The organism is Lactococcus sp. S-13 (genome assembly GCF_004210295.1).
In the GTDB taxonomy this organism is placed as follows: domain Bacteria; phylum Bacillota; class Bacilli; order Lactobacillales; family Streptococcaceae; genus Lactococcus.
In genome coordinates, this window is the sequence record NZ_SDAK01000001.1 from 1,051,954 (window position 1) to 1,066,316 (window position 14,363).

A 14,363-nucleotide genomic window follows, 5' to 3' on the forward strand; every position below is an offset into this window, starting at 1 on the left:
TGCGCTGATTGTACCTAGCCTTACTCACAATCAACCCCAAATTTTATTCTTCTCATTTTACCACAAATCATTGAGAAATTCTAACGCCTACAAAGCCAGCAGCAAATTTTAAACCACCAGACTACCTTAAGCAATAACTTTTGAACATTTTTTTGATATAATAGAAGCAGATTTTGAGGAAATCATCCGCAACAACAAAAGCCTCAAGCCCCCTATTTAGTAAGGAGAAACTGATGCTCAAACTTGGTATTATTGGAACAAGCTGGATTGCTCGCTCATTTATTGACGCTGCACATATGACAGGTAAATATCGCTTTAGCGCCGTCTATTCCCGTCGTATCGAATCCGCTGAAAATTTTTCTGCTGATTTTGAAGAAATTCAACACTTTGATGATTTAGCAGATTTTTTTGCCACTTCACTCGATGTGATTTATATCGCCAGTCCAAACGCTTTGCATTTTGAACAAGCTAAAGCCGCAATTTTGGCAGGCCATCACGTCATTGTTGAAAAACCTGCTTTTTCAAACCCTAGCGAATTAGCCGAAATCATCCAACTTGCCCGTCAAGAAAACCGCTTCTTCTTTGAGGCTGCCCGCAATATTCACGAACCTTCTTTTGAAGTGATTAAGGCCTTTCTTGCCGATCAAACCATTACAGGTGCCGACTTTACTTACTCTAAATATTCATCAAAAATGGCTCCTCTCTTGCGTGGTGAACTCCCCAATAAATTCAACCCTAAATTTTCTGGAGGCCTTCTAGCCGATCTCGGTGTTTACCTCCTCTATGCAGCGATTTTCTGGTTTGGCAAGCCCAACACAGCCACCTATGATGCTCAGCTTTTACCATCTGGCGTTGATGTCGCTGGCATTGGTGTTCTTGATTATAAGGACTACAAGGTAGCCATCAAATGTGCAGGAAATCTCAATAGTTACCTTCCAAGTGAAATATATACCACCGAAGGTACCTTAATTCTGGACGGAGTCAATGCGATTAGTTCCGCTAAGTTCGTTAGCATGGATGGCAGTGAGAACAACTTTGAACTTCAAGCTCCCAAACATTCTCTTTATGACGAAGCAGTCGCTTTCGCTGAAATCCTTGAAAACAAAGATTTTGAAGCAAGTTTTGCCCTCCAAGATTTTGCCAAAGCTGTCGCTGAAACTTCTTTCGAAATGCGCAAGAGTGCTGGCATCGTCTTTGACGCCGACAACAAATAAATTTTAAATCATGCAGAAAAGCGTACTGCCTTCTGCTCTCTGGTCCCTTAGTTAAATTGGATATAACTACCGCCTCCTAAGCAGTGGTTGCCAGTTCGATCCTGGCAGGGGCCATTCTTTAGCCTAAAACAAAAAAACACCAAATCATCGGTGCTTTTTTTGTTAATCTTACCAATCTTATTGGCGACTAACCAATGAGCGTATTTGTGACAAGCCGTCTTGTTTTAGACAAGTCGGTACTTTTAGTTGTAAACCACCCAGCTACCTGCTGGAAGTTTGCTCGCCATTGCAATTTGTTCTGACAAAGGCATCCCTGAGTATTCCCCATGTCCGAGCAACTGGAAAGCGCCATAAGCACCAGAACTTGCGTTCACACTATTGACAACTCCATTTGATTCATGAGTAATGATATAAGCCCATTCGCTTGCTGAATAACCAGCTGAGTTGGCAGTACTTGATGCCATATAATTCGCGAGTGCTTGAATATCAACTTGTCCAGAAGTCTGGCTCATATTAAGCCCACCAGTATTTACCGGTGCTGCTTGAGTAGGTTGTTCTTCAGTGGCTGTTGAGGAAGTTCCTGTTGGTGTTGAGCTTGAATTTCCTGTCAGAATTTGATTAACTTCATTTTGGATTGCAACGGCATCATAACCAGCACTTTTAAGTTTGCTTGTTCGAATATCACCGTTTCCGTAATTACCGTTAATAACTTCTAACGCAACATCATGTGTTGAGGCTTTTGGCGTATCCGCATGAGCAATACCGCCACCGATAAACATGAATGATGCAACTAAACCAGTTGAAATAGCAACTTTACTGAATTTCATTTAGACCTTTCGATTTCGCCACTAGGAACAATTCCATAGAACTTCACAGCTCAGTATATTTTCCATCATCATGGTTACTTCCCATACACATCATAAAGTCTATAACGCTTGTGCAGGATTACCGTAAGCAGTTTAACGTCATTGCACGCTATGGACGTCGTCTTTTTAAACGATTGATTTAATTTTTCTTTTAAAACTTATTGAGACGTTATTATAGCTTTGAAAACTTAAACGAAACTTAAATAATGTTTCTTTTTGATGACATCACAGCCAATAAAACCCTTACTTTGCACCCATTTTTACACTTTTTCCGATAATATTTGACGAATTTGTTGACGTGTAAAGGCTTCATTTTCTTGCTTAATCAAAAAGGTCAAATAGTCGCCAGCTTGCAATTCCGTCTGACCATGAGGGATAATATTTTTTCCTGAACGATGTACTGAAACCAAAAGACAACCATCTGGTAAAGCAAGCTGTTCCAAAGGTTTTCGGTCAGCTTCCGAGTCAAATTGCACCATCGTTTCAAACATCATTTGACCAGCATCTTCAATCAAATTTACTTCTTTCTCTTGGAGCATATTTTCTAAAAGTGAATCATAAATTGGCTCTGAATGTAACAAATCAGCAACAACATAAGCCACTAATGAAACAAGAGCTAAAGGCAATAAATGATCAAAAGACCCTGTCATTTCCACCAAAAGCAAAATACCAGTCATTGGCGCTCGAACAATCGCCGTGAAAGTCCCTGCCATTGACAAAATCACAAAATTAGCAAAAAGACTCTCTGGTAGATGAAAACTGCTAATCACAATTGTTGCAAAAACGGCCCCTAAGCTTGCCCCTAACACCAACAAGGGAAAGAAAATTCCCCCAGGAATCCCTGAAGCGTAAGAAATCATCGAAATCAAGTATTTGGCAAGCAAGATGACACAAAGCAATGCCAATCCCATATTTAAACTAAAAGAATCCATAAGCCGATGACCGCTACCAACAACCTGTGGAAAAATCAAAGCAGTCACCCCGACGCCCAAAAAGCTAATCAACACACGTACAAAAGGAAAACGAATTTTTTTCATGAGCTTTTGACTTGTGAGTAAAGTCCAGTTATAAAAAGCCCCAAAAAGGCCTAAAACAAGCCCTAAAAGGAGTAAGAGCCAGTAGTCTGAAAGTTTAATCGCACCCAAAATGTGAAAATTAAAGACAGGCTGACTGCCAAAAATCAAGCGTGAAACAACATCCGCGACCATCGCCGAAGTCATACATGTTAATAAAATCAAAGGTGAAAAATACTTGAACACCTCCTCAAGCGTAAACATAACCCCAGATAAAGGAGCATTAAAAGCAGCAGAAAGTCCAGCTGATGCCCCTGAGGCAATCAAAATACGCTTGTGCCGCTCCGTTTGGGCAAGTTTACTAGAAACCATTTGCCCCATAGAAGCCCCCAGCTGCACTGATGGGCCTTCACGTCCGAGAGACAATCCAGCAAACATGGCTAATGTCCCAGCGACAAACTTGGCAAAAGCTGTCGTCAACCAATTATTTTTAAAATAACCTTCCAACTGTCCTTTGACCTGCGGAATACCAGATCCTGAACTCATTGGAAATTGAATCATCAAAAAGCTGACAAGACCAGCAATAGCCAATAAACCTACCAATAAAAAAGGCAAATACTGGAGTTTTTCAGTGACCAATCCATAAATTTTCAAACCATAATTTTCAGCGAGTTCCAAAGCGAGACGATAAAGACTCGCTAAAAAGCCCGCAGTCAAACCTACGAGCACACTTAAAAAAAGGAGATAAAGATTTTTATTGGGCGATTTTTCAATATCTTTGAGTTTCATTATTTCTTTCCAAGATGAATATTTGTTTTGATATTACGTGATTTTCGAGCAAAATGTGTGGCTACTGCTCCACCACCATGCAACTTGTAACTTACCTCGCTAAATCCAGCTTTTTCAAATAATTTTTTCAAGACTTTAGCATCAGGAAAATCTTGAGCCGACTTTTGCAACCACTGGTATTCCTTAAATGATCGAGCAAAAAGCTTGCCAAAAAAAGGCATGACATTGTTAAAATAAAACTCAAAAACCTGCTTATAAATAGGCAAAGTCGGGTGTGAAGTATCAATGCAAACAAGCCTACCATTAGGCTTTAAAACACGGAAAATTTCTCGCAAGACGGTCAGATAATCGGGCGTATTACGCAAACCATATCCGATTGTCACAAGGTCAAAACTGTCATCTTCAAACGGTAGGGCCATCGCATCGCCTTGAATTAAACTGACATTTTTATCAGCCCTTTGCTCAATTTTGGCTTGAGCAATCGCCAGCATATTTTCAGAAAAATCAAGCCCTACCACGTTTCCCGAACTTCCGACGGCATCAGCCAAGTCTAGCGTCCAATCACCTGTTCCGCAACACAAATCTAAGGCAGACAAATCCGTCAAATCTCCCATTCTTTTCATTGTTTGCGCTCGCCAAATATCATGCTGTTTAAAGCTAATAATGGCGTTCATTTTATCATAGTCTCCCGAAATTTTATTAAAAATCTCGTGAACTCGTTCTTGATTTACTTCTGTCATGATTTTATTATAGCAGAAATCCTGCGGATTTTCGTTAGCGGAATGCGAGTCGCTCCGCTTCGCTACGTTCCTTACAGACTACTCGTTTTAGTCGATAGCTCCCCATCTTTTTGAGTCGTCTGCGTAAAATGAACCGTTACAGGCCCAGCTTTTTTTAAAAAATCATGTTATGAAAGAGTTAATTTTGGGTAAATTCGGGATTTTTGAGTAAAAAAACTACTGATGATCTTGCATCAGTAGTTTGGAATTTAGTCTTCGTTGGTTAGGTCTTCACCGTTAGTAGCGATGACTTTCTTGTACCAAGCAAATGATTTTTTGGGTGTCCGTTTGAGGCTGCCCTTGCCAAAATCATCACGATCGACGTAAATAAAGCCGTAGCGTTTACTCATTTCACCTGTTCCTGCGGATACGAGGTCGATACAGCCCCATGAAGTATAGCCGAGCAATTCAACACCGTCTAATTCAACGGCTTTTTTCATTTCTTCGATATGTGCTGCCATATAAGCAATGCGGTAATCATCAGCCACATAGCCATCTTCATCTGGAGTATCTACGGCACCCAAGCCATTTTCAACGACAAAGAGGGGTTTTTGATAACGATCCCAGACAGAGTTCATGGTGATGCGTAATCCTTGTGGGTCAATCTGCCAGCCCCATTCGCTTGCTTCAAGGTAGGGGTTAGTCACGGATTCAAAGATATTTCCTGCTGATTTATCGGCATCACCATCAGAAACTTTTGCCACACGGCTTGAATAATAGCTAAAGGAGACAAAGTCCACGGTGTTTTCTGCTAAGATTTCTAAATCACCCTCTTGGATTGGCAACTCAATGCCTTCGCGTTCAAGTCGTTTGAGGAGATAATTTGGATATTTCCCACGAGATTGTACGTCAATGAAGAACAAATTGTCATGATTTTGTTGCTGAGCTTCTAGGACATTGTCAGGGTGACAATCAAATGGATAATATTCACCAGCAGCTAGCATACAGCCAATTTTGTTTTCGGGGTCAATTTCATGTCCAATCTTTGTAGCAATGGCTGAGGCCAAAAGTTCATGGTGAGCAGCTAAATATTTGGCTTGTTCTTTATTTTCACCTTCTTCAAAAACTAGTCCTGCGCCCATAAAGGGAGCGTGCAAAAGCATATTGATTTCGTTGAAAGTTAGCCAGTAATGCACTAAGCCTTTGAAACGGGTGAAAATCGTGCGGGCAAGGTTTTCATAGAAGTCAACCATTTTACGGTTGCGCCAGCCGCCATACTCTTTAATAAGATGAATCGGGCAGTCAAAGTGCGTGATAGTAACCAGCGGCTCAATGCCTAAACGTTGACATTCTTTGAAGATTTCTTCGTAGAACGCGAGTCCTTCTTCATTTGGCTCTGTTTCGTCTCCTTTAGGGAAAATCCGTGTCCAAGCGAGTGACATCCGATATGTTTTGAAGCCCATTTCTGCAAACATAGCAAGGTCTTCTTTCCAATGATGATACATATCAATCGCTTCTTTGGCTGGATAAAAATGTTGATCATCGAAATCCAGATGTTTCATTTCACCGGTGATGATTGGAAAACGGTCTTTACCGTGTGGTACGACATCAACGTTGGCAAGGCCACGTCCACCAAGGTTATATCCACCTTCACACTGGTTAGCTGCGGTTGCTCCGCCCCAAAGAAAATCTTTACTAAATGGCATAAATAGTACTCCTTTATTCTTTTTCTTTTATTATTTTATCATTTTTTAATTTTTTTTGATAACGATTTCACTCGTTAAAAAAATGAAAAACACTCCTAACAACTGAAGTGTTTTTCATTTTTATCTCATACTTCCTTCATATAAATAACGTTTTCAAGTTATTTATGAAGCGGTTTCGATGATTTTTTCATCATGAGAAAGATACGTTTTAACTTCAGTATAATCTTGTGAATTAGTCAAGATGACTGGTGTTTCTGTCACGTAACCTGCGGCTTCAATGGCTTCTTTATCAAATTTAATGAGTAAATCACCTTTTTTGATGCGGTCGCCTGATTGCACAAAAGTTTCGTAGTGTTGACCTTCTAGCTCAACGGTGTTCATACCGATGTGAATCAAAAGCTCTGCTCCGTTATCTGAGCGAATGCCAATAGCGTGTCCAGTTGGGAAAATGGTGACGACTTCACCGTTAAATGGTGCGACTACTTCACCTTTTTTCGGTAAAATGATAACGCCTTGTCCCATAGCACCGCTTGAGAAGACTTCGTCACTGGCTTCATGCAGAGCGCGAATTTCACCATTGAGTGGGGCGTGGAAGCTCTCACCTGCCAAGGCTTTTTGCAGTTTAGATTTGCCAAGTGTCCAAGGTTTTGGTGCTTTGGTCTTGTCATCATCAGTTACTAGGGCTGTTTCACGGTAGAAAAGCCAAGTCATGGCAAAGGCAACGAACATGGAGACGCTCATGGCGATAATGGCATTCCACATGAGCGACATATTTCCTTGTGGGGAGATGAAGTTTGGAAGTCCAAAAATTCCTAAACCACCCAAAGTATAAAAACCTGAGTTTGCCATTCCTAAGATTGCTCCACCAGCTGCGCCACCAATCATAGAATAGAGGAAGGCTGATTTTCTCTTGAGGGTCAAGCCGTAAATTGCGGGTTCTGTGACGCCGGCAATCCCTGAGATGATGGCTGGAATTCCCAAGGTCTGCAAGCCTTTGTCTTGTTTTCTGAATTTTAACCAGAGGGCAAAGACGACGGCGACCTGTGCAAATGAAGCGCCAAATGTTCCAGCAAGCATGTGTGAGAAGCCTTCGGCTCCGACCTGAACAAGGGCTACGGAAACCACCGCCCAGTGAAGTCCAAAGATGACCAGTACTTGCCAAAGGAAACCAAGAAGCGCCATAAAGAGAATAGGATTGAAAGCAAGCAAGTTTTGGAAACCTGTACTCAAAAGGTCTGTGGCAACATTCAGGGTTGGGCCAATCAAGAGCAGAGCAAATGGTGCTGCAATCAACAGTGTAAAGAATGGCACAAAGAAAGTTTGCAACATCTCTGGAATGATTTTTTTCGCTCGTTTCTGAATTATGCTGGCAAACCAAACGGTAAAGATGATTGGAACAACAGTTCCGGAGTAGTTTTGAGCGATGACGGGCAAACCAAGGAAAGTTGAGAAATAGTTACTTTCGATGATGGTACCTGAGAAGAGGCTACCAATTGGGTTACTTCCGTCAAATGCAGCAAGTTGAATAGATGGATACATCAAAATCATTCCTAAAACTAGTCCGATAAATTCATTGAGTTTGAATTTTCGCGCGGCAGTCAGCCCGACAACGATAGGAAGGAAGGTGAAGATGGCATCACCGACGGCATTGAGTAAGACTGAAGTTCCGTCAGTTGCGCTCAGCGCCCCCAATGCAATCAAAAGGGCATTTAGTCCTTTAATCATCCCGCCTGCGGCAAGGACACCGAGGAAAGGTTGGAAGGAGCCAGAAATAATATCAATCAGACGGTTAAAGGGCGACATCTTCTGCGTTTCCTCGTCTTGTGAAGTCACATTTCCTGTTATTTTTGCGACTTCTTCATAGACTTGGGGAACGTGATTTCCGATGACGACTTGATATTGTCCGCCTGCCTGCATGACGGTAACGACGCCATCCATTTGTTCAAGGATGGCTTTGTTGGCTTTGGACTCGTCTTTGAGTTTGAAGCGCAACCGTGTGATGCAGTGACCAACGGAGTTGATGTTTGCTCTGCCACCGACATTTTGGACAATGTCGTTTGCTAATGCTTGGTATTTTCCCATTTTACTTACCTCCTTGGGATATGTGGTGTTAGAATTTCATCAGTGGTTAACCTCTATGATTTCGCTTTCTTTTCACTCTTTTAGTATAACTCATTTTTTTCTCATTTCATAATAATATTATGAGCAAAAAATAAAAGATGAGGTTCATTTCTGAACTTCATCTTTTGGTGGTTCGCTCCAATTTCTTCTCAGGCTGAAATGGTCTGGAACAAAGTCATATCCTGGCGTGCAGAAGGGATGACAGCGCAAAATGCGTGCGGTTCCCATGGCTATGCCTTTAGCAGGGCCATGTTTTTCAATTGCCTGAATCATATAATTTGAGCAGGTGGGATAGTAGCGGCAAGCTGGAGGGAGCGCCGGAGAAATCCAACGTTGATAACCATGCACCGCTTTTACTAATATTTTTTTCATTTTTTTAATGTGGTGAGCGTTTTTGGTTACTCTATTTTTATTTTTTTGCTTACGTCAGCATTTTCTCTGAAGAAATTAACTTACGTCAGTAAATTCTCTTATTTTTTAGCAAGAACTTGTAAAATATCAGCCACCATAAGCTCTGGTGTCAGGTGATAACGATCGTAAAGCTCAGCAACGGGCACTGAATCATTAAATTCACGCTCTGCACCGAAGTTCAAGACTTTCACATCATAACGTCCCAAGAAAGAGGCAACTTTTTGTCCAAAGCCACCGTCCAAGATGCCGTCCTCAATCGTGACAATAAGCTGATGGTTTTCTGTCAAGTTGTCTAAGAAATCTTTATCCAAGTCATTGATGAACAAAGGATTGACCAAAGTGGCGTTAATCCCTTTTTCTGCAAGGGCTGCTGCAATTTTTTCGCCGTGTGAATAGAGACCACCGAGGGCCAAAATCGCTACTTTTTCTCCCATTTTTGTCATTTGATAAGAGCTTTGTGTGAAATCTGTGAGAAGGCTTGCGCGAGATTCAAGACCATGTTCAGGCATTTGAATCACGACTGGTTGCTCGTGTTGCGCCAGCGCCCAGTCCAAAATTGCTGTGAATTCTTCTCCAGAAGTAGGGGCCAAATATTTGAGATTTGGAATGTTAGAAATCCAAGTCATCGCTGATGAGCCTTGGTGGGTCTTATCTGAGCCAGAAATCACGCCACCTTTGACGATGATAATCGCTGGTTCTTTATTGATCGCCACATCGTGCCAAAGTTGGTCGTAAGCTCTTTGCAAGAAGGTTGAATTGTGGAAAATAATGGGGCGTGCGCCAGCTGCAGCCATTGCTCCGCCAAATGTAATCGTGTATTGCTCAGCGATACCGGCGTCAATATAGCGTTCGGGATGTTTAGCGGCAAATTGCTTGAGTCCGAAAATGCCCGGAATTGCTGCATTGATGGCTACCAGTGGCAAACCTTCGGCAATCTTTTTGTCCATGTAGTCCAACATGATGCTGGTATAGGTTTCGCCAGAAGGTTGATTTTTTGATTGACCTGTTGCCAAATCAAATGGGACGTGCCAATGGAAAGCTTCTTTGTTTTCAACGGCTGGCTCATAGCCACGCCCTTTTTGGGTGTGGATGTGCAGAACAATTGGGTGATCAATGTCTTTGACTTCCTCAAAAAGCGCAGTCAGGGCTTCGATATCATTACCTTCTTCTAGATATTTGTAATCCAAACCAAATGCTTTGAAGAAATTATTTTCAGCTTGACCATTTGTCGCGCGCAATTCAGCCAAATTGCGATAGAGTCCACCATGATTTTCAGCGATTGACATTTGATTATCATTGAAAACAATGATGAGATTTCCTTTGAAATCCCCAGCATTATTGAGGGCTTCCATTGCCAGACCACCGGAAATAGATCCATCTCCAATCACCGCCACAATGTTTTCTTTCTTAGCTGCCAAATCGCGGGCTTGTGCGTATCCTAGAGCATTGGCAATTGAAGTTGAGGTGTGTCCCACAGTGAAAAAGTCATGAACCGACTCTTCTTGGCTCGTGTAAGGCGTGATGTCATGAAAATGACCATCAGTAAAGCCAATCTTACGTCCTGTCAAAATTTTGTGCGGGTAAGTTTGGTGAGAAACATCCCAGATAAACTTGTCCACTGGTGAATTGAAGACCTTGTGAAGGGCAATAGTCAGTTCAGTCACACCCAAATTTGGCCCAACGTGACCGCCAACAATTGATACTTTATGCAAGACCGCTGCCCGAATTTCTTGAGATAATTCAATCAGCTCATCGTGAGTTAAATTTTTTACGTCAGCAGGTTCATTTACCTTATCTAAAACCGTCATTTTTACGTTTTTCTCCTTAATATTTCAATACAAAATTCGCCACGCAGCATCAAAATAGGCTGCTGGCACCTTTTTCCTGACAAAACTAATTTACGTCAGCGTTTTTTCTGTCAAAATCAAGTTTCGTCAGCGTTTTTTCTGTCAAAATCAAGTTTCGTCAGCATTTTCTCTGATAAAACCAAGTTTCGTCAGCATTTTCTCTGATAAAACCAAGTTTCGTCAGCATTTTCTCTGATAAAACCAAGTTTCGTCAGCATTTTCTCTGATAAAACCAAGTTTCGTCAGCATTTTCTCTGATAAAACCAAGTTTCGTCAGCATTTTCTCTGATAAAACCAATTTACGTCAGCGTTTTCTCCCCAAAAATCCGCCATGCACTTCCTATGCTTTATCAACTGCTTTAATATTTTACAACTTTTGGAAAATTTTTGCTGGACTTGAGATTGGCCCATCCAAGCGGAGTTTGACAACAAATTTTGTACCGTGAGGCTTGTTATCTTCGACCGAAATCTTACCATTATAAGCATCAACAATTTGTTTAGCCAGTGACAAGCCTAAGCCCAGTCCACCTTTTTGTCGCGTTCTTGCTTTATCCACTCGGAAAAAGCGGTCAAAAATTTTCTTCTTGTCTTCGTCAGAAATTCCTTCGCCGTTATCGGCCACAGCCAGCAACAAATTATTGCCATTTTTTTGAACATCCACAAAAATTTCCCCATTTTCATCGGTATATTTCAGCGCATTATCAAATAAAATGGTCATCAATTGTTTAAAAAGTGCCTGATCGAGATTAAAAGTTCCCTCGATTTTTAGATTTCCTTTGAAAATCTTGCCCGCATTCTCCGCCAGCATCTCATAACTCTCAAAAATTTTCTCAAAATAATCCAGTTGTGTCGCTACTGGATTGATTTTGATTCCAGATTCACTGCGTGCCAGATGCAAAAGTGTTGTCGTCAAAAGTCGCATATTGCGCACCTCAGCCAGACTTTCAGAAATATTTTCCGACGCATCGATAATTGTCGCAGTTGGAGTTTGAAAAAGGAGTTCCAGACGGTTTTGCAAAATAGCGAGCGGTGTGCGCAACTCATGCGACGCATTTTCCACGAACTCTTTTTGCTTTTCATAGGCTGACAAAATGGGCTTCAAAGTCCAATTTGCCAAATACAGACTGATGATGACCGACAAAAGCCAGAAAGTAATCATCGTCGTGATAATGACCAGCACTGCCCGACTCATCGCATCTTGAATCTGATCCACGTTCGTAAAAATCTGCACATAGACTGGTGTTATTGACCCGTCCACATTTGTCAAAACAAACCGTGTCGCCAAATACCGATAATGCCAATCCTTACCATAAGGATTACTCACCGAAACCGTATGAATCGAATTTAACTGATTTTCATTGAATTTAACTGCTTTTTCCAAGTCTGACATGGTGTAATCCATGTTTTGTGAACTGGCTGATGTGATCCTTTTTCCGTTAACATCATAAAAAATAACCGGATTATTTGGCCCAAAATCGCCATGAGCTGGCCGATTATAAGAGCCTAAGAAACTATTTGCTGAGTCTTCCAAAAAAGATTGATTTTGTGATAAATCTCGCAAATTTTGGTCTGTCGCTCGATAAATCCCCAGCTGCATAACTTGGATGATAATGACTGTCAAAGCCACGAAAATCACTGTAAAAGCTAGAAAAAAATGAAGGAAATTTTTCCCATCATTTTTCACAATTGCTGAAGATTTAATTTTTGTAATTATTTTCTTCAATTTTTCTCATTTCTACTAAGCTTTAGCTTTTAAATGGCTTAGCGCAACTTATCTCAAAATGTAGCCGACGTTTCGCAAGGTTGCCAAATTATCTACAAACTCTGTATTTTTCAATTTTTTACGAATTTTACTCATGTAAACTTCAACAACAGTGACCGTTGTATCACTGTCATAGCCCCAAATTCGGTCAAAAATTTGTTCTTTAGGTAAAATCACATTTTGATTTTGCATCAAATAAACCACCAAATCAAATTCTTTACCAATGAGTTCAACAGGTTGGTCATTGACCAAAGTTGATTTATTGGCTAGATTTAAGCGTACCTCACCATAAGATAGGCCGTTAGAGTCTTCTAATTTTCCTGTTCTTTTCAAAAGGGCTTGAATACGTGCCTTAAGTTCATCCAGATAAAAAGGTTTGGTCAAGTAATCATCCGCTCCAATGTCAAAACCGTGCATTTTGTCATCCAAAGATTCTTTAGCGGTCATGATTAAAACGGGCGTATCAATTCCTGCTTCACGTAGCTCTTTAAGCACCTCAAAACCATTTTTTTCAGGCAACATCAAGTCCAAAAGAATCAAATCATAGATGTCTAATTGTCCCTCGTAAAGTCCCTCAACACCATCATAGACTTGTTTTACTTCTGCAAATGACTTCAAGAAATCATAAACTGATTTTGATAATGATAAATCATCCTCAACCAACAATATTTTAATCATCGTTGTATCCATCCCTTTTTTCCATTTTTGAGCGGGAAAAAATTTCCTTTTCTTATCCTTCATTTAAAATGCTACGAAACTGATAAAAATACGCTCATCCCTTTCTTTTATTTTACACTATTATGTTATTTTTGTCTTGTTTTAGACTTAATCTTATCTTAAATGAAACTAAAATTTCACCTTTAGCCTGTCTTTCTCAGACAATAAGCGAATCACTTATCTAGCCAAAAAAATCAGAGTTTAAGCTCTGACTTTTGTTGATTCACGCACGATTAACTCAAATGGGATGATTGTTTTTTCTGGTAATTGTTGTTGGGCGTCACGCAAGTCCAGAATTTTCCGCACGGCTGCGGCTCCTAATTGTTCGATATTGATATCAAAAGTGGTCAGGTAAGGATGAATAATTGATCCAAAAATCGAGTTATTATAGGTAACCAAACTAATGTCCTCTGGCACTCGCAAGCCTTGGCTAGACAAACGTTCTACCACCTTTAACGCTAAGACATCATCAAGCACAACCAGCGCGGTTTCATCCGTCACTGAAAAATCTCGATCCATAAGCAAGGCACCTCGGCTTAAGCCTAAGCGTTTCGTTTCGTCTTTGAAGCCTTGATAACGTTCAGCAAAAACTTCCCCCTCCAAAGTATTCGTTACAAAAGAAATATTTTGATGGTTCAGCTCAACCAAGTGACGCACTGCTTCACGTCCTAACAACATATTATCGTTGTCCACATGAGTAATTTCATTTTGTCGCTCAAGTGGTGTTCCGACAAGCACAAAAGGAACCTTATGATCGAGGAGATAAGTCCGAACTTCATCACTTTTCCCAGCATACAGAACGATAAAACCATCCACACGTTTTTCTGAATACTGCAATTCCACTTGTTTTTTGAGTTCCCAAGTAGAATGCCCTGTGGCAATTGCTACAGAAATATCGTACTCGCGTGCGGTTTCATTGATTGAGGTCAAAATCTTCATAAAGAAGGGCTGACTTGCTTTATCAGTGACTGGCGGAAATACTACTCCAATGGTGTTGGACTTTCCTGAAGCGAGGATTTGAGCTGCAGCATTACGACGATAGCCCAAATCTTGCATCGCTTTACGAACTTTTGCCTTGGTTTTTTCACTGATTTCTGAGCTGTCCTTAATGACGCGACTGACGGTTGAAGCATTGACGCCTGCTCTTTTTGCAACATCTTTGATTGTGACTGCCATTCTTTTACCCCTAACTGGATTT

The 14,363-nt window shown here is 40.9% G+C and carries 11 protein-coding genes and 1 tRNA gene; 2 read left to right on the top strand and 10 right to left on the bottom strand.

Annotated elements, in window-relative coordinates; all coding sequences use genetic code 11:
- The first annotated feature begins 233 nt into the window (after nt 1-233).
- Both EQJ87_RS05250 and EQJ87_RS05255 read left to right on the top strand, forming a co-directional pair.
- On the top strand, nt 234-1,214 hold the full coding sequence (locus EQJ87_RS05250) for a Gfo/Idh/MocA family protein (RefSeq protein WP_130123635.1): 981 nt from the start codon (nt 234-236) through the stop codon (nt 1,212-1,214).
- A gap of 41 nt (nt 1,215-1,255) precedes the next feature.
- Nucleotides 1,256-1,328: transfer RNA gene (locus EQJ87_RS05255), tRNA-Arg, on the top strand.
- A gap of 128 nt (nt 1,329-1,456) precedes the next feature.
- Here EQJ87_RS05255 and EQJ87_RS05260 read toward each other — a convergent pair.
- From EQJ87_RS05260 to EQJ87_RS05305, 10 genes are all read right to left on the bottom strand, one after another.
- Nucleotides 1,457-2,041: a transglycosylase gene (locus EQJ87_RS05260; RefSeq protein ID WP_130123636.1), complete on the bottom strand. Its 585-nt coding sequence runs from the start codon at nt 2,039-2,041 to the stop codon at nt 1,457-1,459.
- A gap of 299 nt (nt 2,042-2,340) precedes the next feature.
- The gene (locus EQJ87_RS05265) at nt 2,341-3,882 is read right to left on the bottom strand and encodes a ClC family H(+)/Cl(-) exchange transporter (RefSeq protein WP_130123637.1); all 1,542 of its coding nucleotides are present in this window, start codon (nt 3,880-3,882) and stop codon (nt 2,341-2,343) included.
- Nucleotides 3,882-4,622 (bottom strand): demethylmenaquinone methyltransferase, encoded by a 741-nt coding sequence (locus EQJ87_RS05270; protein WP_130123638.1) that lies wholly within the window; start codon nt 4,620-4,622, stop codon nt 3,882-3,884. The genes EQJ87_RS05265 and EQJ87_RS05270 overlap by 1 nt, the downstream gene beginning before the upstream one ends.
- A 248-nt stretch (nt 4,623-4,870) precedes the next feature.
- Nucleotides 4,871-6,307, bottom strand: a complete 1,437-nt coding sequence (locus EQJ87_RS05275; RefSeq protein ID WP_130123639.1) for a 6-phospho-beta-glucosidase — start codon at nt 6,305-6,307, stop codon at nt 4,871-4,873.
- A gap of 162 nt (nt 6,308-6,469) precedes the next feature.
- Nucleotides 6,470-8,389, bottom strand: coding sequence for a beta-glucoside-specific PTS transporter subunit IIABC (locus EQJ87_RS05280; protein ID WP_130123640.1), 1,920 nt, complete (start codon nt 8,387-8,389; stop codon nt 6,470-6,472).
- A 144-nt stretch (nt 8,390-8,533) separates the two neighbouring features.
- Nucleotides 8,534-8,800 carry a membrane protein insertion efficiency factor YidD gene (yidD, locus tag EQJ87_RS05285; RefSeq protein ID WP_130123641.1) on the bottom strand — a complete coding sequence of 89 codons (267 nt, stop codon included), beginning with the start codon at nt 8,798-8,800 and terminating at the stop codon, nt 8,534-8,536.
- Between the two features lie 98 nt (nt 8,801-8,898).
- On the bottom strand, nt 8,899-10,647 hold the full coding sequence (locus EQJ87_RS05290; protein ID WP_130123642.1) for a 1-deoxy-D-xylulose-5-phosphate synthase: 1,749 nt from the start codon (nt 10,645-10,647) through the stop codon (nt 8,899-8,901).
- Nucleotides 10,648-11,053: 406 nt separating this feature from the next.
- Nucleotides 11,054-12,409, bottom strand: coding sequence for a sensor histidine kinase (locus EQJ87_RS05295; protein ID WP_130123643.1), 1,356 nt, complete (start codon nt 12,407-12,409; stop codon nt 11,054-11,056).
- A gap of 48 nt (nt 12,410-12,457) precedes the next feature.
- Nucleotides 12,458-13,126, bottom strand: a complete 669-nt coding sequence (locus EQJ87_RS05300) for a response regulator transcription factor (RefSeq protein ID WP_223804543.1) — start codon at nt 13,124-13,126, stop codon at nt 12,458-12,460.
- Nucleotides 13,127-13,366: 240 nt separating this feature from the next.
- The gene (locus tag EQJ87_RS05305) at nt 13,367-14,341 is read right to left on the bottom strand and encodes a LacI family DNA-binding transcriptional regulator (protein WP_130123645.1); all 975 of its coding nucleotides are present in this window, start codon (nt 14,339-14,341) and stop codon (nt 13,367-13,369) included.
- Between the last annotated feature and the right edge of the window lie 22 nt (nt 14,342-14,363).

Coding starts and splice junctions, on each gene's coding strand:
- EQJ87_RS05250 (WP_130123635.1), top strand. CDS start 234: ATGCTCAAACTTGGTATTATTGGAACAAGCTGGATTGCTCGCTCATTT.
- EQJ87_RS05260 (WP_130123636.1), bottom strand. CDS start 2,041: ATGAAATTCAGTAAAGTTGCTATTTCAACTGGTTTAGTTGCATCATTC.
- EQJ87_RS05265 (WP_130123637.1), bottom strand. CDS start 3,882: ATGAAACTCAAAGATATTGAAAAATCGCCCAATAAAAATCTTTATCTC.
- EQJ87_RS05270 (WP_130123638.1), bottom strand. CDS start 4,622: ATGACAGAAGTAAATCAAGAACGAGTTCACGAGATTTTTAATAAAATT.
- EQJ87_RS05275 (WP_130123639.1), bottom strand. CDS start 6,307: ATGCCATTTAGTAAAGATTTTCTTTGGGGCGGAGCAACCGCAGCTAAC.
- EQJ87_RS05280 (WP_130123640.1), bottom strand. CDS start 8,389: ATGGGAAAATACCAAGCATTAGCAAACGACATTGTCCAAAATGTCGGT.
- yidD (WP_130123641.1), bottom strand. CDS start 8,800: ATGAAAAAAATATTAGTAAAAGCGGTGCATGGTTATCAACGTTGGATT.
- EQJ87_RS05290 (WP_130123642.1), bottom strand. CDS start 10,647: ATGACGGTTTTAGATAAGGTAAATGAACCTGCTGACGTAAAAAATTTA.
- EQJ87_RS05300 (WP_223804543.1), bottom strand. CDS start 13,126: ATGATTAAAATATTGTTGGTTGAGGATGATTTATCATTATCAAAATCA.
- EQJ87_RS05305 (WP_130123645.1), bottom strand. CDS start 14,341: ATGGCAGTCACAATCAAAGATGTTGCAAAAAGAGCAGGCGTCAATGCT.